We start from the raw sequence: 22,625 nt of genomic DNA, 5'->3' as shown, positions 1-22,625 counted from the left end.
GCCGACCACGACCACGCCCCGACCCGCGGCCACCCGCCGTGTACGGCCCGCACACTCGTCGTCATCCATCGATGGTCAGTCTGCCGCGCCACCGCCCGCGTCCGCATCCCCCTCTTCGGCCGCCAGCGCCTCGACCGCCGCCTCGACCTCACCGGCGCGCCGCCGGGCCACGGTGACCGCTCGCTCGGCGGCGCGCCGCGCCAGCTTGGCCCGGCTGAGATCCTGCTCGGCGACCGCGCGCCGCCGCTCCAGCTCGGCCAGTTCAGCCTCCAGGCCATCGAGTACGACCGCACCGTCGCGTTCCTGCCCGGTCGCCTCGGTCAGCTCGGCCTCGGCTCGCTCCTGGTCGGCCCGGGCCTTCGCCAACTCCCGGTCGAGGGCGCGGCGCTGCCGGGCCCGCTCGGCTCGGGCCGCCCGCTGCGCGGCCCGCTCGGCCTGCTCGGCACGCGCAGCCGCCCGGTCCGGGCCGGGCGCCGCCTCGGGACGGCCCCGCTGGGGGCCGGGGCGGCGGGCCGGGCGTTCCTCCGCGCGCTCCTCGTCATCGCCGGTGACCAGCCGCAGCTGCGGCCGGGGCACCTCACCGAAGCCGGCGTAGCTGGCTGCCCGCAGCAGGCGGCCCGCCCGCACCTGCTCGGCGACCTCGACGTCGGAGAACGCCGCGTTCAGCGTCGCCTCCACCTCGGCCAGGGGCAGCCGGTTCGCCGGGGGCGCGTCCGGCTCGGCCGCGGCGAGCTTGCGGACCTCGGCGACCAGGGCGCTGACCACCGCCCGGCGCTGCGCGGACAGCTCCCGCAGCCGGGGCCCGCGCAACTCCCGCTGGGCGGACCGCAGCGCGTCGGCGAGCTGCACCAGATCGGCGACCAGCTCCGGACGTCGGATGGCGAGCAGGTTCACCAACCAGGCGGCCACCGTCGGACGACGCAACCGGGCCAGTTGTCGGGCGGTGGCCGGGTCACCGGCCTGGCGGGCCTCGGCCACGGCGGCGTCCCGGGCGGCCACGAACCGGTCCGGTGGGGTGCGGTAGAGCTGCTGCACCAGCTCCGCGGAGAGGCCCGGCATCGGCTCAGACGTCCACCCGGCTGCCGGGCTCCAGTCGCTGGTACTCGGTGCCCGACAACGCGCTGTACTGCCGGTCCAGCACGCCCAGCCCGTTGTCGTTGAGCAACGCGTCGTGCAGGGCGTACGCGCGCCGCGGCGCGACCGCGCGGATGAAGTCGACCACCTCGGAGAACTTCGACCAGGGTGCGTGGATCGGCGCGAAGAGCGTGTCGACGGGTGTCTCGTCGGGCACCACCAGCGAGTCGCCCGGGTGGTAGACCACGTCGTTGATCAGGTAACCGAGGTTGTCGACCACCGGAATGTCGGGGTGGATCACGGCGTGCCGCCCCCCGTACGCGCGTACGGCCACCCCGGCGGCGGTGAACGACTCCCCGACGCTCACCGGGCTCAACACGTCGGCGGCGTCGCCGAGGGTCTCGGCCAGCGAGGCGGGCCCGTGGATCGGGAACGGCTGTCGGTCGAGCTGGAGGCGCACCGCTGCCAGGTCGAGGTGGTCGGGGTGAAGGTGGGTGATCAGCACCGCGTCCGCACCGTCCAGCGCCGCCGCGGTGTCGCTGAACACCCCGGGGTCGACGACGAGGACTCCCCCGTCGTGTTCCACCCGAAGGCAGGAGTGGGCGTACTTGGTGAGCCGCATCGTGACTCCTCGATTATCGAATCGTGACGTCCTCAGCGCAGTCTGCCGGAACCAGCCGGCGGGTGCGTCGCGTCCGAGCTATCGCCACACCGGTTGACGACGATGGGAGCGGGGATGGACGGACGGGTGGGACGACGCCGCAGCGCGCTGGCGGTGACAGCACTGGCGGCGGCGCTGGCGCTGGCGGGGTGCGGTGCTGGCGGCAGCGACAGCGGGGTGCCCGACAGCGCCGGCGCGAAGGCCGAGGCGCCAGCGGCCAATGGCGGGGTGGGCCGGGACGCCGCCGCGGGCGCACCGGAGGCGGCCGGTGCCGGAGCGCCGGATCTGCGGGTCGACCAGCGGGCGATCATCTACACCGGAACGATGCGGGTGCAGGTGGACGATGTGGACGCGGGCGCCCGCGAGGCCGCCGCCGTGGCCACCCGGGCCGGTGGCTTCGTGGGTGGGGACCAGCGGCACAGTGTCGACGCCGACGCGGTGGCGGAGTTGGAGCTGCGGGTGCCGGCGGCGAAGTTCACCGGCGTGGTGGAGGAGATCGCGAAGCTCGGTCGGCAGCAGAGCCGGGAGATCAACACTCAGGACGTCACCGAGGAGACCGTCGACCTGGATGCCCGGATCACCAGTCAACGTGCCCGGGTGGAGAGCGCCCGCCGGTTGCTGGCCCGGGCCACCACGATCACCGACCTGGTGTCGCTGGAGAACGAACTGGGCCGCCGGGAGGCCGACCTGGCCTCGCTGGAGGCCAAGCAGCGACGCCTGGCCGACCTGACCGCCCTCTCCACGATCACCGTGTCACTGGCCGGGCCGGCGGCGAAGGTCACCGAGGAGAAGGAGGAGACCGGCTTCCTGGTCGGGCTCAGGGGCGGCTGGAAGGCGTTCGTCGTCTCGATGACCGTCCTGCTCACCGTGCTGGGCGCGTTGCTGCCGTGGCTGGTGGCGTTCGGCGTACCGGTGGCGGTGCTGCTGGTGGTGTTGCGGCGACGGCGCAAGTCCCCGGCTCTGGTCGCGCCGGTCAGCGCGCCGCCGCAAGTGCCCGCAGCGCGGTCTGCACCATGACGCGGACGCCGACACCGATGGCCCGCTCGTCCACGTCGAAGCTGGCGCGGTGCAGGTCGACGTTGGGGCCGGAGCGACCCACGCCGAGCCGGGCGAGGGCGCCGGGGACGTACTCCAGGTACCAGGAGAAGTCCTCGCCGCCCATGCTCTGCGGTGTCTCGGCGATCCCGTCCGGGCCGAGTGCGGCGGAGGTGGCGGCGGTCAGCACCTGGATGGCGCGGGAGTCGTTGCAGACCGGTGGCCGGCCGCGCAGATATTCCAGGTCGACCGTGGCACCGGTCGGCGCGATCACGTCCCGCACCACCTGAGCGACGATCTTGGGAGCCTGCTCCCAGGTGTCGCGGTCCATCACCCGGAGGGTGCCCGAGGCGCTCGCCTCGGACGGGATGACGTTGTAACGGGTGCCGGCCGAGGCGTGGCCGAAGACCAGCAGCAGGCCACTGTTGGCCGGCACCCGGCGGCTGACCAGGGCGGGCACCTCGGTGATCAACCGACCGAGCGCGTCGACCATGTCGACGGTCAGGTGCGGACGGGCGGTGTGCCCGCCCGGGCCGGAGAGCCGGACGGTCACGTTGTCGGCGGCCGCGGTGATCGGGCCGACCCGCAGGCCGACCTGGCCCACCGGCAGGTTCGGGTCGCAGTGCAGCGCGAAGATCTGCACCACGTCGTCCAGGCCACCGGCCTCGATGACCTCCAGCGAGCCGCAGGGCAGGATCTCCTCGGCCGGCTGGAAGATCAGCCGGACCCGACCGTCCAGCTCGCCGAGGTCGGCGAGCTGGGCCAGCAACATGCCGACGCCGAGCAGGACCGTGGTGTGCACGTCGTGCCCGCAGGCGTGGCAGACGCCCTCGACGGTCGACCGGTACGGGACGTCCTTGGGGTCGTCCAGCGGCAGGGCGTCGATATCAGCGCGCAGCGCCACGACCGGGCCGTCCGGCCGGCCGTTGACATCGCAGATCACGCCGTTGCCCTTGGGCAGCAGTCGCGGGTTCAGCCCGGCCAACGACAGCTCCCGGGCGATCAGCGCGGCCGTCTCGAACTCGGTGCCGGAGAGCTCAGGGTGCGAGTGGAGGTGACGGCGCGTAGCGATGAGTCCCGGTACCCGGAGCGCGAGGAGGTGGTCCAGCTCGCCGGGCAGGGGTTGGGATCCGGGCGGCGTCTCCAGCCAGGACGACGCCAGCTGGCCACTCGTGGGCAGCGTCAACGCACTCGTCACGTCGAATTCTCGATCACTAGGAATGGATGGATCATCGGGGACAGCAGACAGCCTAGACCTCCGACGGTGACGCTGCGCAACCTCGTTACGGTGATGATCGGACCGCGCAGAGTCACGTATGCCCTGCTGAGGGCGCTCGCCGAGGCGGGAGACAGCAGGTAGATCACGGTCGAACGCCGTCATCAGCCCCTCACCTCCTACAACGCGTAACCGATCGCGGTGGTCACGAATCCCGGCACCAGTCGGAACCCGTTGCCAAATTGTCGCATTAGTCGGGGTGGTGAACTGACACTCCGACAATTAGCCGACCACACTCCGCAACGAGCCGGATAAGGACGCTCACACGCAGCGACACCCCGTGGCCGCACAGGGTGTGCGTCCCGGCTCAACCGACCGGATACCCGCTGAACCCGCTGGGCACACCGCACCCCGAGGGCCGCGGCCGCGGCGGAACGCTCAGAAATGAGCGCGGCGGACGCTCAGAAGCGGTCGGTGGGCCGGTACAACCCCCACACCTCGCGCAGCGTCCCGCAGACCTCACCCACGGTCGCCCGGGCCCGCAGCGCCTCCTTCATCGGGTACAGCACATTGTCCGTGCCCTCGGCGGCGGTCCGAAGATCGGCGAGCGCCCGCGCCACCGCGTCGGCGTCCCGCTCGGAGCGCAGCCGGGCCAGCCGGTCGGCCTGGGCGGCCTCGATCGCCGGGTCGACCCGCAGCGGCTCGTACGGCTCCTCCTCGTCCACGGTGAACCGGTTGAGCCCGACCACCACCCGCTCCCCCGAGTCGATCTCCTGGGCGATCCGGTACGCGGACTGCTCGATCTCCCGCTTCTGGAAGCCGGCCTCGATCGCGTCCACCGCCGAGCCGTGGTCGGCCACCCGCTCCATCAACTCGACGGCGGCGGCCTCGATCTCGTCGGTCATCGCCTCCACCACGTACGAGCCGGCGAACGGGTCGACGGTGGCGGTCAGGTCCGTCTCGTAGGCCAGCACCTGCTGGGTACGCAGCGCGAGCCGGGCCGCCTTCTCGGTGGGCAGCGCGATGGCCTCGTCGAAGCTGTTGGTGTGCAGCGACTGGGTGCCACCGAGCACGGCGCCCAACCCCTGCACCGCCACCCGAACCAGGTTCACCTCCGGCTGCTGGGCGGTGAGCTGCACGCCGGCGGTCTGGGTGTGGAACCGCAGCATCATCGACTTCGGGTCCTTGGCGCCGAAGTCGTCGCGCATCAGCCGGGCCCAGATCCGCCGGGCGGCGCGGAACTTGGCCACCTCCTCCAGCAGGGTGGTGCGGGCCACGAAGAAGAACGACAGCCGGGGCGCGAAGTCGTCGACGGCCAGCCCGGCGGCCAGCGCCGCCCGGACGTACTCCACGCCGTTGGCCAGGGTGAACGCGATCTCCTGCGCGGGCGTCGCGCCGGCCTCCGCCATGTGGTAGCCGGAGATGGAGATGGTGTTCCACTTCGGCACCTCCTTGCGGCAGTACGCGAACGTGTCGGCCACCAGGCGCAGCGACGGCTTCGGCGGGAAGATGTACGTCCCCCGGGCGATGTACTCCTTCAGGATGTCGTTCTGGATGGTGCCGTTGAGCGCAGCGCCCGGCACCCCGTTCTCCTCGGCCACGAGCTGGTAGAGCAGCAGCAGCACCGAGCCGGGCGCGTTGATCGTCATCGAGGTGGACACCTTGTCCAGGGGGATGTCGGCGAAGAGCAGCCGCATGTCCTCGATGGAGTCGATCGCGACCCCCACCTTTCCGACCTCGCCGTGCGCGATCGGCTCGTCGGAGTCGTAGCCCATCTGGGTCGGCAGGTCGAACGCGACCGAGAGGCCCATCGTGCCGGCCCGCAACAGTTGGTGGTAACGAGCGTTGGACTCGGTGGCGGTGCCGAAACCGGCGTACTGGCGCATGGTCCACGGGCGGGAGGTGTACATGGTGGGGTAGACACCCCGGGTGTACGGAAACTCGCCGGGGCTGCCGAGCCGGGAGTCCAGGTCCTCCGGAAGGTCGGCCTCCGTGTAGACGCCGTTGATCGGGAAACCGGACTCGCTTGACCGCCGTTGGTTCATCCCCGGATGGTAGGACGCCTGGCCACGTCGTCGGGTGAGGGATACCGCACAGTGCGTCCCGTCCGGTCGACACCACGTGAACGACAGGGCACGTTCTGTCGCGTTCGATAATCGTCCGTCGCGTCGGCTTTCGCATCGGGCGTCGGAACCAGCAAGATAGGGGGGTTGTGTCCCAGCCCCCCTCGATTTCCCCCGGTGGCTTTTCTGTGACTCAGATCCCGACGTGGAGCGGCGGACCAGTCAGTCCCGCCAACGGACGAGCGGCGCCCGGCACCACCATTGGTGGCCGGTACTCGCTGCGATCCTCGGTGGGCAACGGCGGCATGGGCACGGTGTGGCGCGCCACAGACACCCTGCTGCGCCGTGACGTGGCGGTGAAGGAGGTCGTCCTGCCTCCCGGGCTGGCCCCCAGCGACCGTGACGCGATGTACGAACGCACCCTGCGCGAGGCCCGCGCCGCCGCCGCCATCCAGCACCCGGCGGTCGTGCAGGTGTACGACGTGGTCACCGAGGCCGGCCGGCCGTGGATCGTGATGGAGCTGCTGGACGCCCGCAGCCTCGCCGACATGGTGATCGAGGACGGGCCGGTCGCGCCCCGTGCCGTCGCCAAGATCGGTATCGCGCTGCTCGGCGCGCTGGAGGTCGCCCACGCGATCGGCGTGCTGCACCGCGACGTCAAACCGGCCAACGTGCTGATCTGCACCGACGGGCGCTGCGTGCTGACCGACTTCGGGGTCGCCCGGATGCCCACCGACGTGCAGCTCACCACCCCCGGCATGGTGCTCGGCTCGCCGCACTTCATCTCGCCCGAGCGGGCCATGGGCCAGGAGTTCGGCCCGCCGAGTGACCTCTTCTCGCTGGGTGTGACGCTCTACACCGCGGTCGAGGGGCGACCCCCGTTCGACAAGGGCGACCCGATCGAGACCATGCACGCCGTGGTGGAGGACCCGCCCGCCCCGCCGCAGCGCAGCGGCCCGCTGACCCGCGTGCTGATGGGTCTGCTGGAGAAGGACCCGGCGCGCCGCCTCGACGTGCACACCTCCCGGGCCATGCTGCGTGAGCTGCTCGCCGGCCCGCTGGGCAGCACGGCGACGGCGGTGCACTCGGTCACCGACCCGTACGCGGTGGTGCCGGTGCAGCAGCGCCCCGTGCCCGTCCTCCCACCGGCCCAGCCGGAGCCGAAACCGGACAGCCAGATCGGCGGCCCGGCGATGCTGGCCCCGGGTGAGTCCCTGACCGACCGGCTGGCCTCGCTGCGCCGGGGTGAGCGCTCCCAGGCGGCCCCTTCGGCCGGCAGCACCGGTGGAATGGACGAGACCAGCGCCGACGCGTTGGCCGGCCCGCTGCACACGCCGACCGGCGCGATGCCGCCCGCCGGCCGGCCGGCGGCCGGACGCACCTACGGCGGCAACGCCGACGCCACCCAGCGGGTGGACGCCGGCGGGCACCCCGACGCCACCCAGCGGGTCACGTACGGCAGCCCGGCCGACGCCACCCAGCAGGTCGGGTACGGCGGCGCGCCGGAGGCCACCCAGCGCATCGGCGGCACCTACGGCGGCGGCAACCAGTGGTCGGTGCCGGGCACCGGCCAGCCCTGGGCCACCCCGCCCGCCGCTTCGGGCGGCAGCGCTCTGGACAAGGCCAAGGCCACCGGAGCGCAGCTCGTCACCACGGTCAGGGGTTGGCCGCGCAAGGTGCAGCTCGCCGCAGCCGGCGGGCTGGTCGTCGTGCTGGCGCTGACCGTGGTGGCACTGTCCGGTGGTGACGACGCCCCGCCGAGCGCCCCGGTGGCGCAGCCCACCGCGTCCGCCCCGGAAGCTCCACCGATCGAGATGCAGGAGCATGCGGCCCGCGGGATCCAGGTCATGGTGCCGAAGGGCTGGAAGAAGGCCACCGGCGGCTCGTACACCGACTATGTCGACCCGGAGGACAGCGGCCGTAAGGTCCGCATCATCACCGAGAAGTGGTCCAGCAGCTCCACGCGGTGGGCGGAGACGGCCGAGAACGGCCTCAAGACCCGGAGCACCTCCTGCGTCAAGCCGTACAACCAGATCTCCTCCCAGGAGACCGAGCTGGCCAGCAAGCCGGCCGCCGAATTCGAGTACACCTGCGGCGAGGGGGACGCCATGCGGCACGGCGTCTGGCGGGGTGTGGCGCAGGACGGCAAGGCGTACTCGTTCTACCTCACCGCCACGGACGCCAAGTTCGAGGAGAGCAAGCCGATCTTCGAGGAGATGGTGCGGACCTTCCAGCTCACCGGGAACGGTTGAGCCGGAGGGAACCCACAGGGGTGATCCGTCGCCGTGCTATCAAGGGGCATGGCGGCGGACACCACTGACATCGACGACATTCGTGAGCAAGCCCGGCGTTGGCTGGCCGACGACCCCGACCCGGCCAGCCGGGACGAGCTGACGGCGGTGCTCGACGGACTGCCGGCGACCGCCCCGGAGCTGGCCGACCGGTTCGCCGGCCCGCTGACCTTCGGCACGGCAGGCCTGCGCGGCCCGCTGCGCGCCGGCCCCAACGGCATGAACCTCGCCGTGGTCACCCAGGCCGCTGCCGGCCTGGTCACCTGGCTCGCGGCCCAGAGTGGCACCGGCCCGCTGGTGATCGGGTACGACGCCCGGCACGGCTCCCGGGAGTTCGCCGAGCGCACCGCCCAGGTGGCCACCGGCGCTGGCCGCCCGGCGCTGCTGCTGCCTCGCCCGCTGCCCACCCCGGTGCTGGCGTACGCCGTGCGGCACCTCGGCGGTGTCGCCGGAGTGATGGTCACGGCCAGCCACAACCCGCCGCAGGACAACGGTTACAAGGTCTACCTCGGCGCGGAGTTGGGTGGCGAGTTGGGGGCCGGCGCGCAGATCGTGCCCCCCGCCGACGCCGGCATCGAGGCGGCCATCCGATCGGTCGGCCCGCTGACCCGGGTGCCGCTGGGTGCGCCCGGTCAGGTGCTCGGCGACGACCTCGTCGCCTCGTACGTCGAACGGGCCACCGCGGTGATCGACCCGGACGGGCCGCGCGACCTCACGGTGGCGTACACCCCGCTGCACGGGGTGGGCGCGGCGGTGCTCACCGCCGCCTTCGCCCGCGCTGGTTTCCCGACCCCCGGTGTGGTGCCCGACCAGGCCGAGCCGGACCCGGCGTTCCCCACCGTGTCGTTCCCCAACCCGGAGGAGCCGGGTGCGGTGGACCGGCTCATCGCCCTGGCCGACTCGACCGGCGCGGACCTCGCCATCGCCAACGACCCGGACGCCGACCGTTGCGCGGTGGTCGTCCGGGACGACCAGGACGGCTGGCGGATGCTGCGCGGCGACGAGGTGGGTGTTCTGCTCGCCGACCATCTGATGCGTCGGGGGGTGACCGGGCTCTACGCCACCACCATCGTGTCGTCGTCACTGCTGCGGGCGATGTGCGCGGCCCGGGGCCTGCCCTACGACGAGACGCTGACCGGCTTCAAGTGGATCGTGCGGGCCGGCGGTGGGAGTGCGCCGCTGGTCTTCGGCTACGAGGAGGCGCTCGGCTACTGCGTCGCTCCGGAGCACGTCCGGGACAAGGACGGCATCACCGCCGCGTTGACCGTGGCCGAGTTGGCCGCCGGGCTCAAGACGCAGGGTCGTACGTTGACCGACCGGCTGGACGAGTTGGCCGCCGAGTTCGGTGTGCACCACACCGACCAGCTCTCCGTGCGGGTGGACGACCTGCGGGTCATCGCCGACGCGATGGCCCGGATCCGGGCGGACACCCCGACCACCCTGCTCGGCCATCCGGTGGACAGCGTCCGGGACCTGCTGCCCGAGTCGGACGTGGTGATCCTGCGTACCGCAGTGGCCCGGGTGGTGATCCGCCCGTCCGGGACCGAGCCCAAGCTCAAGGCGTACCTGGAGGTGGTGGAACCGGTCGCGGCCGGTGACGTCCAGACGGCCCGCAGCAGGGCGGCGTCGGCCGTCGCCGCGCTTCGCGCTGAGGTCAGCGCTGCCCTGGGCATCTGAGCCGGGCAGCATCCACCCCCGACAAGTCCGCCCTTTGCTCTGCACCCGCGGAAGCGCCATGCACCTGTCGGCCCGTCATGGTGCACGGGCGCGGCCCGTGGTGGTGCACGGGCGGGTGCAGAGCAAAGGGCACTCCGCCCGGCGTCGACCCGGCAGTCAGCGGCGCGGCCCCTGGCGCATAGGCGGGTGCAGAGCAAAGGGGCACGCCGAGCGAGGTCGACCCGGCGGTCAGCGGCGCGGGCCGAGGGCCTGGTCGACGGCGGTGGCCAGGGCGGCGACGACCAGGCCGACCGACGGGCGGACCACCGAGTCGTCGGTGCTCACCTCGCCGGAGAACCCGGCGCCGGTGGCGATCTCCGTCAGCCGGCGGCGGGCGGCGGCGGCGGCCGACCCGCTCACCCCGAGCGCGGACTCCATCCGCAGCACCACGACCAGGGTGGCCAGCGCGGCGGTCCGCTCGTCCGGGGCTGCCGAGCCGGTCAGTGCCTCGGCCAACCGCTGGCGGGTCTCCGCCTCGACGGAGGAGTCCACGACCGGGTAACGGTGCACGTGGATGAAGCCCAGCTCGGTCTCGTCGATGTCCCGCACGACGCCCTGCCGGCACAGGTCGGCGAGGATCCGGTCGCGCAGGCCGTGCCGCAGACGCTGCACCCAGGACGCCGGGGTGTGCGGGGTGTCGGCGGCGATCCGGTTGAGGACGTCATCGCTGAACGGCTCGCCGGTCGGCGTCGGGTCGATCACCGTCAGCGACCCGTCGTCGTACGCGATCCGGCCGGCCAGGGCCAGGTCGACCAGCACCGCGGCGGCCATGCCCAGGTCCAGGCTGATCCGCGGCATGGTCGCCTTGCCGGTCGTGTCGTCGTAGGCGAGAAGCAGCAACTCCTCGGCGAGCGCAACACCAGTCATGGCCGAAGACGGTAGCGGGTCCGCACACCAACGCGCGCGGACCCGCCGGACCCGGCACCGGCCGGGCAACGCCTCAAAAGCGGGGCATGCCACCGAACTGGCGGTCGCCGGCGTCACCGAGCCCGGGGACGATGAACATGCGATCGTTGAGCCCCTCGTCGATCGAGGCCGTGACCAGGCGCAACGGCAGGCCGGAGCGCTCCAGCCGCTCGATGCCGACCGGGGCGGCGAGCACACAGAGCACGGTGATGTCGGTGCAGCCGCGGTCGGCCAGCAGCCGGCAGGAGTGCTCCAGCGAGCCACCCGTGGCCAGCATCGGGTCGAGCACCAGCACCGGCAGCCCGGTCAGGTCGCGCGGCAACGACTCCATGTACGCGCGCGGCTCGTACGTCACCTCGTCGCGGGCCAGGCCGACGAAACCCATCGAGGACTCGGGCAGCAGGCCCAACGCGGCGTCCGCCATGCCCAGCCCTGCTCGCAGCACCGGGACCAGCAGCGGCGGGTTGGCCAGCCGGGTGCCCTCGGTGCCGGTGACCGGCGTCTGCACCGGGTACCGCTCGACGGGGAAGGTGCGCGCCGCCTCGTACACCAGCATGGTGGTCAGTTCGTGCAGCGCGGCCCGGAACGTCGAGGAATCGGTGCGCGCGTCCCGCATGGCGGTCAACCTGGACTGGGCCAGCGGGTGGTCAATGACGTGTACATCCACGATCGCTCAACCTACCGGTCCGTAGCGTGCCGCGGTGCGGGTGCGGCCGGACCAGGGACGCCGCTCACGTCGGCGCGACTCTGCGCGCTCGTGAGCAAGATCACTCAGTGCTCCGGTGCGTAGACTTCTCGGCATGACGGCGACAACGACGTCGGCCCGGTCGGAGCTCTCCGAGCTGGGACGATCCGAGACCGCTCTGCGGACCTTCCTGCACGGCCTGCCCGGCGTGGACCAGGTCGGCGCGGAGCAGCGGGCGGCACAGCTCGGCACCCGCTCCATCAAGACCACCGCCAAGGCCCAGGCGATCGACCTGGCGATCCGGATGGTCGACCTGACCACCCTGGAGGGGGCGGACACCCCGGGCAAGGTGCGCGCGCTCGCCGCGAAGGCGCTGCGCCCCGACCCGGCCGACCCGTCCTGCCCGCACGTCGGCGCGGTCTGCGTCTACCCGACGATGGTTCCCCACGTGGCCGAGGTGCTGCGCGGAAGTGGTGTGCACCTGGCCAGCGTGGCGACCGCGTTCCCGTCGGGGCAGGCGCCGTTGGAGATCAAACTGGCCGACACCCGGGCCGCCGTCGCGGCCGGCGCCGACGAGATCGACATGGTGATCAACCGGGGCGCGTTCCTGGCCGGGCGGTACAAGGAGGTCTACGACGAGATCGTGGCCACCAAGGAAGCCTGCGGGGACGCCCACCTCAAGGTGATCCTGGAGACCGGCGAGCTGGCCACCTACGACAACGTCCGGCGGGCCTCCTGGCTGGCCATGCTGGCTGGCGGCGACTTCATCAAGACCTCCACCGGCAAGGTCCCGATCGCGGCGACGATGCCGGTGAGCCTGGTGATGCTGGAAGCGGTCCGCGACTTTCGCGAGGCGACCGGGCGGCAGGTCGGCGTGAAGCCGGCCGGTGGCATCAAGACCACCAAGGACGCGATCAAGTACCTGGTGATGGTCAACGAGACCGTCGGCCCGGACTGGCTCGACCCGGACTGGTTCCGCTTCGGCGCGTCCAGCCTGCTCAACGACCTGCTGATGCAGCGCACCAAGCTGACGACCGGCACCTACTCCGGTCCCGACTACTTCACCCTGGACTGATAGCCGATGTTCGAATACGCCCCTGCCCCCGAGTCCCGCTCGGTGGTGGACCTCAAACCCTCGTACGGGCTGTTCATCGACGGCGCGTTCGTCGACCCGACCGACGGTGGCAGCTTCAAGTCGATCAACCCCGCCTCGGAGGAGGTGCTGGCCGAGGTCGCCGAGGCCGGCGCCTCGGACGTGGAGCGTGCGGTGCGTGCCGCCCGCACGGCGTACGACAAGGTCTGGGGTCCGATGCCGGGCCGGGACCGGGCGAAGTACCTGTACCGGATCGCCCGCTTGATCCAGGAGCGCTCCCGCGAGCTGGCCGTCCTGGAGTCACTGGACAACGGCAAGCCGATCCGCGAGTCCCGGGACGTCGACCTGCCGCTGGTCGCCGCGCACTTCTTCTACTACGCCGGCTGGGCCGACAAGCTGGAGCACGCCGGTTTCGGGCCCGACCCGAAGCCGCTGGGCGTGGCCGGGCAGGTCATCCCGTGGAACTTCCCGCTGCTCATGCTGGCCTGGAAGATCGCCCCGGCGCTGGCCGCCGGCAACACGGTGGTGCTGAAGCCGGCCGAGACCACCCCGCTGACCGCGCTGGTCTTCGCCGAGATCTGCCAGCAGGCCGACCTGCCGGCCGGTGTGGTCAACATCCTCACCGGCGCCGGCGACACCGGTCGGGCGCTGGTCGAGCACCCCGGCGTGGACAAGGTCGCCTTCACCGGCTCCACCGACGTGGGCCGGGCCATCGCCCGGTCCGTGGCCGGCAGCCGCAAGAAGCTCACCCTGGAGTTGGGCGGCAAGGCCGCCAACATCGTCTTCGACGACGCCCCTGTCGACCAGGCCGTCGAGGGCATCGTCAACGGCATCTTCTTCAACCAGGGTCACGTCTGCTGCGCCGGTTCCCGACTGCTGGTCCAGGAGAACGTGGCCGACCGGGTGCTGGAGTCGCTGAAGCGGCGGATGGCTCAGCTGCGCGTCGGCGACCCGTTGGACAAGAACACCGACGTCGGCGCGATCAACTCGGCCGCCCAGTTGGAGCGGATCCGCGAGCTGTCCGACGCCGGCTCGGCCGAGGGCGCGGAACGCTGGTCGCCGCCGTGCGACCTGCCCGAGCGGGGCTTCTGGTTCGCGCCGACCATCTTCACCGGCGTCACCCAGGCACACCGGATCGCCCGTGAGGAGATCTTCGGTCCGGTGCTGTCGGTGCTCACCTTCCGTACCCCGGCCGAGGCCGTGGAGAAGGCCAACAACACGCCGTACGGGCTGTCGGCGGGGATCTGGAGCGACAAGGGCTCCCGGATCCTGTGGATGGCCGACCGGCTGCGCGCCGGGGTCGTCTGGGCCAACACCTTCAACAAGTTCGACCCCACCTCGCCGTTCGGTGGGTACAAGGAGTCGGGCTACGGTCGCGAGGGCGGCCGGCACGGGCTGGAGGGCTACCTCAATGTCTGAGCGGGTCGCGGTACGCAAGACGTACAAGCTCTTCATCGGCGGGAAGTTCCCGCGCAGCGAGTCGGGACGGTCGTATCTGGTGCAGTCCTCGAATGTGTCACTGGCCTCCCGCAAGGACGCCCGGGACGCGGTGGTCGCCGCTCGCGCCGCCGTCAAGGGCTGGGCCGGCGCGACCGCGTACAACCGGGGTCAGATCCTCTACCGGGCCGCCGAGATGCTGGAGGGCCGCCGCGAGCAGTTCGTCGCCCTGGGCATCCCCGGCGACGAGGTGGACGCCGCGGTCGACCGCTGGGTCTGGTACGCCGGCTGGGCCGACAAGCTGGCCCAGGTGTACGGCGGCGCCAACCCGGTCGCCGGCCCGTACTTCAACATCTCCGCGCCCGAGCCGACCGGCGTGGTGGCGGTGGTCGCCCCGGAGCGCCCGGCGCTGCTCGGCCTGGTCAGCGTGATCGCCCCGGCGATCGTGACCGGCAACACGGTGGTGGTGGCGGCCTCCCCGAGCGAGCCCCTGGCGGCGGTGACGCTGGCCGAGGTGCTGGCCACCTCCGACCTGCCCGGCGGTGTGGTCAACATCCTGACCGGCGCGGTCACCGAGACCGCGCCGACGTTGGCGGCGCACATGGACGTCAACGCGATCGACCTGACCGGCGTCACCGATGCCGCGTTCGCCACCGACCTGGAGGTCAAGGCGGCGGAGAACCTCAAGCGGGTGCTCCGACCGGCCCCGGCCGACCACGACTGGACCGCCGACCCGGGGGTGGCGCCGATGACCGCCTTGTTGGAGACGAAGACGGTGTGGCACCCCAAGGGGGTGTGATCGGTCTCGGCCCTTGGGTTTTCCGGGAGAGCCCGACCACTCCGGGCGGTCAGGCTTGATCCCTGCGTGGTCGGGCTCCCCCGGAAAACCCTGACCTGGGCCGGGTTCGTCGGGTGGGTCAGCTTGCGGGTGCTGCCTTGGGTTGGGTTGCCGGTCGGTCCGCCGGTCCTAGTCGGCGATCATGGGGTTGGCGGGGCGTTTGATCTCGCTCGGCCCGGTCAACCTCATGATCACGACTGGGTGGGATGGGGTGGGGTGGGTGGGCGCGGGGACCTGGGGGTCTACTACCGGGGGTAGGATTGGTTTGTGACTCGGTTGGGCGATCTTGAGCGTGCGGTGATGGACGTGCTATGGGACGTGGTTCCCGGCACGTCGGACGGTGTGACCGTGCGCGAGGTGGCCGACGCACTCGATGGCCGCGAGCTGGCGTACACCACGGTGATGACCGTGCTGGACCGGCTCGCCGGCAAGGGCATGGTGCAGCGCGAGCGGGAGGGGCGGGCCTGGCGGTACCGGCCCTCCGCCAGCCGCGAGGCGCACATCGCCCAGCTCATGCTCGACGCCCTCGACCTCGGTGGCAGCCGGGACGCCGCACTGGTGCGGTTCGCCCGCTCGGTGACCGGCATCGAGGCCGAGGTGCTGCGGGCGGCCCTGGGCAGCGAGGCCGGCCTGACCGGGCCGGGCTCCATCGGCGGCGACGCGGGCGGGGCCGCCGGCCTGGCCGACCGGGTGGACGGGCCGGCGGGCCGACGACCCGCTGGCGAGGCAGCGGAGCGGTAGGGCGACCGCCATGGCCTACGCCGTGCACTTCGCCGCCACGATGCTGGCCTGCTATCTGACCGCGCAGGTGTTGGCCCGTTCCACCTGGACGTGGCGCAGCCCGCGGGTGGCGATCGTCTGCTGGCAGGCCGTCGGGCTGGCGTTGGGCCTCTCGGCGATGGGCCTGCCGATGGCGCTCGGGTTGAGTGCGTACGACCGGCCGACCGGTGGCGCGCTGCTCGCCCTGGCCAACGACCTGGTCCATGGTGCCCTGCCGATCGGGGTGGGCACGTTCCACCTGGCCGGGGTCGGCGTGGGCTTCGGCATCGGCGCGGTGCTGGTCACCACGACCGTGCGCAGCATCCACGGCACCGTACGCGCCCAGCGTCGCCACCGGGACCTGCTCTCCCTGGTCGCCCGGAACGATCCGGCCGCGCCGGGCGCGCTGGTGCTGGATCATCCGAGCGCCGCCGCGTACTGCCTGCCGGGCGTGAAGCCGCAGGTGGTGGTCAGCGCGGGCACCCTGAGCCTGTTGGACCGCGCCGAGTTGGCCGCGGTGCTCAGCCACGAGCGTGCGCACGCCAACGAGCGGCACGACCTGGTGCTGCTGCCGTTCACCGCGCTGTGCCGGGCGCTGCCGTGGTTCGGCTGGGTGCGCGACGCGCACGAGCGGGTCGCTCTGCTGGTTGAGATGCGCGCCGACGACAAGGCCCGCGAGCTGCACGCCGACGCCCCGCTGGCGGGGGCGCTGCGCCGGTTCGCCGCTGCCGGGCACCGGGTCACCCCGGCCGGCGCGTTGGGCATGGGCGACCGGGATCTCGACGTACGGGTGCAGCGCCTGCTGGTCAGTGACCGGCCGCCCCGGGTGCTCGGGGCCACCGCCCTCGCGGTCGCCACCATGCTGGTCGCCCTCCCGGTCACCCTTTTCCTGAGCTGACCTTCCGGGCCCCGCCCGTCACCCAGCCGTCAACCCCCCTCTATTACTACGAATCGTAGTAGAGTTATCTACGACAGAGCGTAGTAGGCAGACGTGTAGCGATGCTACGTGTAGGGTGGCTACGACAAGAGAGCCAACGCAACGGAGGCCGGTCATGGACACCCTGCTCCTCGCCCGCCTGCAGTTCGCCACCACCACCTCGATCCACTTCCTGTTCGTGGTCGTCACGCTCGGGCTGGTCACCCTGCTGGTCGGCATGCAGACCGCCTGGGTGCTCACCGGCAACCCGAAATGGGAGCGACAGACCCGCTACTGGGGTCAGCTCTACGTGATCAACTACGTGCTCGGCATCGCCACCGGCATCGTGATGGAGTTCCAGTTCGGGCTGAACTGGAGCGGCCTGTCCCGCTACGTCGGCAACGTGTTCGGGGCGCCGCTGGCCATCGAGACAATGGTGGCGTTCTTCCTGGAATCCACCTTCCTCGGGATGTGGATCTTCGGTTGGCACCGGCTCCGCAAGGGCGTCCACCTCGCGCTGCTCTGGGGCGTGGCGATCACCGCGTACGCCTCGGCGTTCTGGATCATGGTGGCCAACTCCTGGCTACAGAACCCGGTCGGGTACGAGGTCCGCGACGGAGTCGCCCACCTCACCGACTTCGGCGCGCTGCTCACCAACCCCAGCCTCAGCATGGCCCTCGGGCACGTGGTCTCGGCGGCGCTGCTGGTCGGCGGAATGCTGATGGCGGCGGTCAGCGCCGGGCACCTGATTCGGCGTACCCCCGACTTCGCCTTCTTCCGCACCTCGCTCCGGATCGGCCTGGTCACCGCGGCGCTGGCCATCTCGATGGTGCAGAGCTTCGGTTTCGCCCAGTTCGATCCGGTCGGCTCGGTGCAGCCGACCAAGTTCGGCGGCGACGGGCCGGAGAGTCAGGCGCTGATCGCCGAGTGGACCACGCAGTTCGGCCCGGGCGACTACACCCCGCCGGTGCTGGCCAGCGTCGGGCTGGGCTTCATGATCCTGATCGGCTTCACCCTCGGCTGCATCTGGCTGCTGCTGCCCCTGCTCTTCCGGGACTGGATCATCCGACTGCGCTTCCCGCTCTGGCTGATCCTGCTCGCCCTGCCGCTGCCGTTCATCGCGGTGATCCTCGGCTGGATCGCCCGGGAGGTCGGCCGTCAACCCTGGGTGGCGTACGGACTGCTCCCCACCGAACAGGCCGTCTCCCCGGTCAGCGCACCGCTGATGCTCGCCTCGCTGATCGGGTTCAGCCTGCTGCTGGGCACCCTCGCCGTCACCAACTGGATGCTGCTCGCCCGGCACGCCATGCGCGGTGCGACCGACCCGGCGCTCGGGCGTCCACCGGCGGCGCCCAGCGAGCCGGCCCACCCCGAACCCGCCCCCATCTGAGCACCGAGGAGTAGAGACCGTGGACCTCGCCTGGTATGCCCAGCTCGGGCTCTTCTTCACCGGCTACCTGGTGCTCGCCGGCTACGACTACGGTGTCGGGCTGCTGCTCGCCCGCGGCGTCGGCCCGGCCGGGCGACGGGCGGCGCTCACCGCGCTCGGCCCGTTCTTCCTCGGCAACGAGGTCTGGCTGGTGGCCGCCCTGGGCATCCTCTTCGGCGCGTTCCCCCTCCTGGAGGGCGAACTGCTCGCCGGCTGCTATCCGGCCGTCGTCGGGGCCCTGGTCGGCGTCATCCTGGTCACCGTCGGGGTGCAGCTGCGCAGTCGGCCCACTGACGAACGGATCCGCGCCCGATGGGACCGGGTCGTGCTCATCGGCAGCGCCCTCGCCGCGCTGGGCTGGGGTGTGGTGCTCGCCGCGCTGTGGCAGGGCGTACCCCTGGGGGCCGACGGGCACGTCGCCGGAGTGACCCACCTGGCCACCCCGTTCGCGGCCGCCGCCGGGCTGGCGATGGTCGCCCTGGTCGCGGTGCACGGGGCGACCTTCCTCACCCTGCGCCTCCCCGCCGAGGCCGCCGCCGTGGTCGGCGGTACGGCCCGCCGGCTGGTGCCGGTGGCGCTCACCGCGGTCGCGCTGGCCACCGTCGCGGGCCTGCTCTCCTCCCGGGTACGCGACGCCGTGCAACGGCCGGCGGTGGCCGTACTCCTGCCCGTGCTGCTGGCGGCGGCGCTGCTGGCGGCCCGCGCGGCGCTGGCACGGCGGCGGCCGGGGTGGGCTCTGCTCGCCACCGGCGCGGCCCTGGCGCTGCCGGTGGTGCTGGTCGGGGCCGCTCTCTGGCCCTACGTGCTGGTGTCCACCACCGACCCGGATGCCTCGCTGAGGGTGGCCGACGCCGCCGCCAGCGCGCCTACCCTGCGGCTGCTGGGCTGGGTGGCGCTGCCGCTGCTTCCGGCCCTACTAGGCTTCCAGGCGATGTGCTGGTGGGTTTTCCGAGGACGGACCGACGGTAGGGCACCGGTGTACTGGTGAGCCGCCGTCCGTTCGACCCGCGTCTGCTGCGCCGGGTCCCCGCGGCCCGGGGCGACCTTGCCGTGCTCGCGCTCCTGGGGGTGCTCGCCGCCGGGTTGATCGTCGCGCAGGCCACCGCGCTCGCGTCGCTGCTGGCCACCGCGATCGACGGCAGACTGGACCGACCGGCGCTGGCCGGTTTCGTGGTCACGGTCGCCGCCCGCTCGGCCCTGGTCTGGGCGCAGGGCACGGTCTCCGCGCGGGTCGCCGCCACGGTCAAGGCCACGCTGCGGGCCGACCTGCTCGGCGCGGTGGGCCGGCACGGGCCCGGGTGGGTGGCCGGGCAGCGGGCCGGTGAGATCGCCACCCTGGCCGGGCGCGGGTTGGACGCGCTGGACGCGTACTTCACCGGGTACCTGCCGCAGCTGGTGCTCAGCGTGACGGTGCCGCTGGCGGTGCTGGCCCGGGTCGTCTTCGCCGACTGGAGCTCAGCGGTGATCATCGCGCTGACCCTGCCGCTGATCCCGGTCTTCGGCGCGCTGCTCGGCTGGCAGGCGCAGGCCGCCACCGAGCGGCAGTGGCGGCGGCTGGCACTGCTCGGCGGGCACTTCCTGGACATGGTGGCCGGGCTGCCCACGCTGCGCGCATTCGGGCGGGCCCGGGCACAGACCGACGTGGTACGCCGGATGGCCGACGGTCACCGGGTCGCCACCATGAAGACGCTGCGGATCGCGTTCCTCTCCGCGCTGGTGTTGGAGCTGGTCGCCACCCTCTCGGTGGCGCTGGTCGCGGTGCCGGTCGGCATCCGGCTGCTCGGCGGTGGGCTGGCCCTGCAGACCGCGCTGCTGGTGCTGCTGCTGACCCCGGAGGCGTACCTGCCGCTGCGGGCCGCCGGTAGCCGCTTCCACGCCAGCATGGAAGGGCTGACGGCGCTGGACGAGGCGTTGACCCTCTCCGCCGCGCCCACCGCGCCCCGGGCCGCCGAGGGCGCCCCCACCCCCGACGCGCGAGCCGAGATCCGGTTCGAGGGGGTGACCGTGGCGTACGAGCGGACCACCGCGCTGCGCGACGTGACACTGACCATCCGGCCCGGCGAGCGGATCGCCATCATCGGGCCCAGCGGCGCCGGCAAGAGCACCCTGCTCGGCCTGCTGCTCGGCTTCGTGACGCCGACCAGCGGCCGGATCACCGTGGACGGGGTCGACCTCGCCACCGCCGACCCGGACGCCTGGCGTCGGCAGCTCGCCTGGGTGCCGCAGCGGGCGCACCTCTTCGCCGCCTCGCTGGCCGACAACATCCGCCTCGGCGCACCGGACACCCCGGCCGACGCACTCACCGCCGCGGTGCACGACGCCGCCCTGGATGACGTGGTGGCCGGCCTGCCCGACGGCCTGGACACCCTGCTCGGCGAGCGCGGCCACGGGCTGTCCAGCGGGCAGCGGCAGCGGGTGGCCCTGGCCCGGGCGTTCCTGCGGGCCGCCCCGGTGGTGCTGCTCGACGAGCCCACCGCCCGACTCGACACCGCGGCCGAGACGGTGGTGCTCGACGCCACCCGTCGCCTGGTCGCCGGGCGGACCGCGCTGCTGGTCGCGCACCGACCGGCGCTGCTCGCCGACGCCGACCGGATCCTGCGCATCGAGGACGGCCGGGTCACCGAGTTGACGCCCGAACCGACCGGAAAGACCACCCGATGACCACGGAACACGGGCCGCAGGCGGTGGCCGGCGGGGCACCGACCGGGCGGGCCGCCGCCGAGCGCGTTGTGCTGCGACTGGCCCGACCGTACCTGGGCCGGCTGGTCGGGGCCGGGCTGCTGGCCGCCGCCACCGAGTTCGCCGGGCTCGCCCTGATGGCCACCGCCACCTGGCTGCTGATGAGCGCCGCCGGTCAGCCCCCGCTGGACCGGCTCACCGTGGCGATCGTCGCGGTCCGGGCACTGGCGATCAGCCGGGGCGTGTTCCGCTACACCGAACGGCTCGCCGGGCACGACGCGGTGCTGCGCATGATCACCGATGTCCGGGCCCGGGTCTTCGCCACCCTGGCGGCCCGCCGGGGCACGACGCACCGCTCGGGGGACGTGCTGAGCCGCCTGGTCTCCGACGTGGAGGCCGTTCAGGACCTGCTGCTGCGGGTGCTGGTCCCCGCTACGGCGGCGGCCCTGGTCGGCGTGGTGGCGGTCGCCGTGGCAGCGCTGATCTCCGCACCGGCCGCGGGCGCGCTCGCCGTCGGGCTGCTGGTCGCCGGGGTGGCGCTGCCCGCACTGGCCACCACGGTCACCCGCCGCAGCGCGGCCGAGGTGGCCCCCCTGCGGGGCGCGCTGGCCACCGACGCGGTCGACCTCACCCACGGTGCCGCCGACCTGGCCGCGTTCGGGGCGACCGACGTCACGCTGCGCGCCGCCGAGCAGCGCGCACACCGGCTGGCCCGACTGGAACGTCGGCTGGCCGCCACCGGGTTCGCGGTGGACGCGGCCGGCGTGCTGACCGCCGGCGTGACCGCCGCGGCGGTGGTGCTGGTCGCGCTCGCCGCCGACGTGTCGGGGGTGCTGGTGGGCGTCCTGGCCGTCGGCACACTGGCCGCCGTCGAGGTGACGCTGGCGCTGGTCACGGCGGCCCGGCAGTGGACGCAGCTGCGCCCCGGCCTGACCCGGGTGGCCGACCTGCTCGACGCGGAGCCATCGACCCCGCCACCCGCGACCGGTCCAACGGACCTGACCGGCCCGCACGAGCTGCGCTTCGTCGACGTGACAGTCCGGTACCGGGCCGGCGCGGCACCCGCCCTGGACGGCGTCAGCCTGGACCTGCCGGCAGGACGCCGGATCGCGGTCGTCGGCCCGAGCGGCGCCGGCAAGAGCACACTGGCCGCCGTGCTGACCGGCACCGTACGCCCCGCGTCCGGCCGGGTCACCCTGGACGGCCACGACCTCTCGGCGTACGCCGAGGAGGCGCTGCCCCGCGCGGTCGGCGGGCTGCTGGCCGAGGCGTACGTCTTCCATGCCACGGTGCGGGAGAACCTGCTGCTCGGGCGGGCCGGAGCCGACGAGGAGGAGCTGACCGCGGCCACTGCGGCCGCTGGCCTGCTGGACTGGGTCCATGCTCAACCGGCCGGCTGGGACACGATGGTCGGCGAGGAGGGCGGGCAGCTCTCCGGCGGGCAGCGGCAGCGGCTGGCGCTCGCCCGGGCCCTGCTCGCCGCGCCGCCGGTGCTGGTGCTCGACGAGCCCACCGAAGGTCTGGACCCGGCCGCCGCGGACGCGGTGCTCGCCTCCGCGCTCGCCGCCACCCCCGTCGGGCACTCGGCGCTGCTGATCAGCCACCGGCTCAGTGGACTGGCCGAGCTGGACGAGATCGTGGTTCTGGACGGCGGCCGGGTGATCCAGCGCGGTCGGCACGCCGAGCTGGTCGCCGCCCCGGGCTGGTACCGCGACCAGTGGCTGCTCCAGGTGGCGGCCGAACGGGGTTACCTGGCGCTCGCCCCCTGACCCGACTCGGGGGTCGACCAGGGTTCTCCCGGACGTCAACCCGCCGGAGTCCGTGGCA

Annotated in this window: 18 protein-coding genes; 12 read left to right on the top strand and 6 right to left on the bottom strand. The window is 72.8% G+C overall.

Going from position 1 to position 22,625, the window contains the following annotated elements:
• Positions 1-75 precede the first annotated feature (75 nt).
• Together EV382_RS29465 and EV382_RS29460 are read right to left on the bottom strand one after the other, a co-directional pair.
• Positions 76-1,059, bottom strand: a complete 984-nt coding sequence (locus tag EV382_RS29465) for a hypothetical protein (protein WP_130407231.1) — start codon at positions 1,057-1,059, stop codon at positions 76-78.
• Positions 1,060-1,063: 4 nt separating this feature from the next.
• Positions 1,064-1,696: an MBL fold metallo-hydrolase gene (locus tag EV382_RS29460; RefSeq protein WP_130407229.1), complete on the bottom strand. Its 633-nt coding sequence runs from the start codon at positions 1,694-1,696 to the stop codon at positions 1,064-1,066.
• Between the two features lie 93 nt (positions 1,697-1,789).
• On the opposite strand from EV382_RS29460, the gene EV382_RS29455 reads away from it, so the two are divergent.
• Complete coding sequence (locus tag EV382_RS29455) at positions 1,790-2,752, top strand: DUF4349 domain-containing protein (RefSeq protein WP_130407227.1); 963 nt, start codon at positions 1,790-1,792, stop codon at positions 2,750-2,752.
• Here the strand turns inward: EV382_RS29455 and EV382_RS29450 are convergent.
• A complete protein-coding gene (locus EV382_RS29450; protein WP_130407225.1) occupies positions 2,709-3,968 on the bottom strand; it encodes an amidohydrolase in 1,260 nt (419 codons plus the stop codon). The genes EV382_RS29455 and EV382_RS29450 overlap by 44 nt on opposite strands.
• Before the next feature lie 479 nt (positions 3,969-4,447).
• Entirely contained in the window at positions 4,448-6,031 is a 1,584-nt protein-coding gene (locus EV382_RS29445) for an acyl-CoA mutase large subunit family protein (RefSeq protein ID WP_130407223.1), read from the bottom strand.
• Between the two features lie 206 nt (positions 6,032-6,237).
• On the opposite strand from EV382_RS29445, the gene EV382_RS29440 reads away from it, so the two are divergent.
• The gene (locus tag EV382_RS29440) at positions 6,238-8,301 is read left to right on the top strand and encodes a serine/threonine-protein kinase (protein WP_130407221.1); all 2,064 of its coding nucleotides are present in this window, start codon (positions 6,238-6,240) and stop codon (positions 8,299-8,301) included.
• 48 nt (positions 8,302-8,349) lie between these two features.
• Positions 8,350-10,017 carry a phospho-sugar mutase gene (locus EV382_RS29435; RefSeq protein ID WP_130407219.1) on the top strand — a complete coding sequence of 556 codons (1,668 nt, stop codon included), beginning with the start codon at positions 8,350-8,352 and terminating at the stop codon, positions 10,015-10,017.
• A gap of 228 nt (positions 10,018-10,245) precedes the next feature.
• On the opposite strand, the gene EV382_RS29430 is transcribed toward EV382_RS29435, so the two are convergent.
• Both EV382_RS29430 and upp read right to left on the bottom strand, forming a co-directional pair.
• Positions 10,246-10,923 carry a GOLPH3/VPS74 family protein gene (locus tag EV382_RS29430; protein ID WP_130407217.1) on the bottom strand — a complete coding sequence of 226 codons (678 nt, stop codon included), beginning with the start codon at positions 10,921-10,923 and terminating at the stop codon, positions 10,246-10,248.
• Positions 10,924-10,996: 73 nt separating this feature from the next.
• Complete coding sequence (gene upp / locus EV382_RS29425; protein ID WP_130407215.1) at positions 10,997-11,629, bottom strand: uracil phosphoribosyltransferase; 633 nt, start codon at positions 11,627-11,629, stop codon at positions 10,997-10,999.
• A 133-nt stretch (positions 11,630-11,762) separates the two neighbouring features.
• Between upp and deoC the strand changes: the two genes are divergently transcribed.
• From deoC to cydC, 9 genes are all read left to right on the top strand, one after another.
• A complete protein-coding gene (gene deoC, locus EV382_RS29420; RefSeq protein WP_130407213.1) occupies positions 11,763-12,722 on the top strand; it encodes a deoxyribose-phosphate aldolase in 960 nt (319 codons plus the stop codon).
• A gap of 6 nt (positions 12,723-12,728) precedes the next feature.
• Positions 12,729-14,159 (top strand): aldehyde dehydrogenase family protein, encoded by a 1,431-nt coding sequence (locus tag EV382_RS29415; RefSeq protein ID WP_130407211.1) that lies wholly within the window; start codon positions 12,729-12,731, stop codon positions 14,157-14,159.
• Complete coding sequence (locus tag EV382_RS29410) at positions 14,152-14,976, top strand: aldehyde dehydrogenase family protein (RefSeq protein WP_130407209.1); 825 nt, start codon at positions 14,152-14,154, stop codon at positions 14,974-14,976. Before EV382_RS29415 ends, EV382_RS29410 begins: the two co-directional genes overlap by 8 nt.
• A gap of 306 nt (positions 14,977-15,282) precedes the next feature.
• Positions 15,283-15,756 (top strand): BlaI/MecI/CopY family transcriptional regulator, encoded by a 474-nt coding sequence (locus tag EV382_RS29405; protein ID WP_130407207.1) that lies wholly within the window; start codon positions 15,283-15,285, stop codon positions 15,754-15,756.
• A 10-nt stretch (positions 15,757-15,766) separates the two neighbouring features.
• Positions 15,767-16,672 carry a M56 family metallopeptidase gene (locus tag EV382_RS29400; RefSeq protein WP_130407205.1) on the top strand — a complete coding sequence of 302 codons (906 nt, stop codon included), beginning with the start codon at positions 15,767-15,769 and terminating at the stop codon, positions 16,670-16,672.
• 154 nt (positions 16,673-16,826) lie between these two features.
• Entirely contained in the window at positions 16,827-18,080 is a 1,254-nt protein-coding gene (locus EV382_RS29395) for a cytochrome ubiquinol oxidase subunit I (protein WP_130407203.1), read from the top strand.
• Between the two features lie 19 nt (positions 18,081-18,099).
• Entirely contained in the window at positions 18,100-19,107 is a 1,008-nt protein-coding gene (locus tag EV382_RS29390) for a cytochrome d ubiquinol oxidase subunit II (protein WP_130407201.1), read from the top strand.
• Positions 19,104-20,780 (top strand): thiol reductant ABC exporter subunit CydD, encoded by a 1,677-nt coding sequence (cydD, locus tag EV382_RS29385; RefSeq protein ID WP_130407199.1) that lies wholly within the window; start codon positions 19,104-19,106, stop codon positions 20,778-20,780. Before EV382_RS29390 ends, cydD begins: the two co-directional genes overlap by 4 nt.
• Complete coding sequence (cydC, locus tag EV382_RS29380; RefSeq protein ID WP_130407197.1) at positions 20,777-22,567, top strand: thiol reductant ABC exporter subunit CydC; 1,791 nt, start codon at positions 20,777-20,779, stop codon at positions 22,565-22,567. Before cydD ends, cydC begins: the two co-directional genes overlap by 4 nt.
• Positions 22,568-22,625: the final 58 nt, after the last annotated feature.

Source organism: Micromonospora violae (assembly GCF_004217135.1).
Classification (GTDB): domain Bacteria; phylum Actinomycetota; class Actinomycetes; order Mycobacteriales; family Micromonosporaceae; genus Micromonospora; species Micromonospora violae.
The sequence above is the reverse complement of the archived record's forward strand: the minus strand, read 5'-3'. Positions and strand labels throughout refer to the sequence as shown.

Bases quoted from the DNA above. Each gene is read 5' to 3' on its own strand.
- EV382_RS29430 (WP_130407217.1), bottom strand. From the start codon at position 10,923: ATGACTGGTGTTGCGCTCGCCGAGGAGTTGCTGCTTCTCGCCTACGAC.
- cydC (WP_130407197.1), top strand. From the start codon at position 20,777: ATGACCACGGAACACGGGCCGCAGGCGGTGGCCGGCGGGGCACCGACC.
- EV382_RS29410 (WP_130407209.1), top strand. From the start codon at position 14,152: ATGTCTGAGCGGGTCGCGGTACGCAAGACGTACAAGCTCTTCATCGGC.
- EV382_RS29415 (WP_130407211.1), top strand. From the start codon at position 12,729: ATGTTCGAATACGCCCCTGCCCCCGAGTCCCGCTCGGTGGTGGACCTC.
- EV382_RS29465 (WP_130407231.1), bottom strand. From the start codon at position 1,059: ATGCCGGGCCTCTCCGCGGAGCTGGTGCAGCAGCTCTACCGCACCCCA.
- EV382_RS29445 (WP_130407223.1), bottom strand. From the start codon at position 6,031: ATGAACCAACGGCGGTCAAGCGAGTCCGGTTTCCCGATCAACGGCGTC.
- EV382_RS29400 (WP_130407205.1), top strand. From the start codon at position 15,767: ATGGCCTACGCCGTGCACTTCGCCGCCACGATGCTGGCCTGCTATCTG.
- EV382_RS29460 (WP_130407229.1), bottom strand. From the start codon at position 1,696: ATGCGGCTCACCAAGTACGCCCACTCCTGCCTTCGGGTGGAACACGAC.
- EV382_RS29395 (WP_130407203.1), top strand. From the start codon at position 16,827: ATGGACACCCTGCTCCTCGCCCGCCTGCAGTTCGCCACCACCACCTCG.
- deoC (WP_130407213.1), top strand. From the start codon at position 11,763: ATGACGGCGACAACGACGTCGGCCCGGTCGGAGCTCTCCGAGCTGGGA.
- EV382_RS29435 (WP_130407219.1), top strand. From the start codon at position 8,350: ATGGCGGCGGACACCACTGACATCGACGACATTCGTGAGCAAGCCCGG.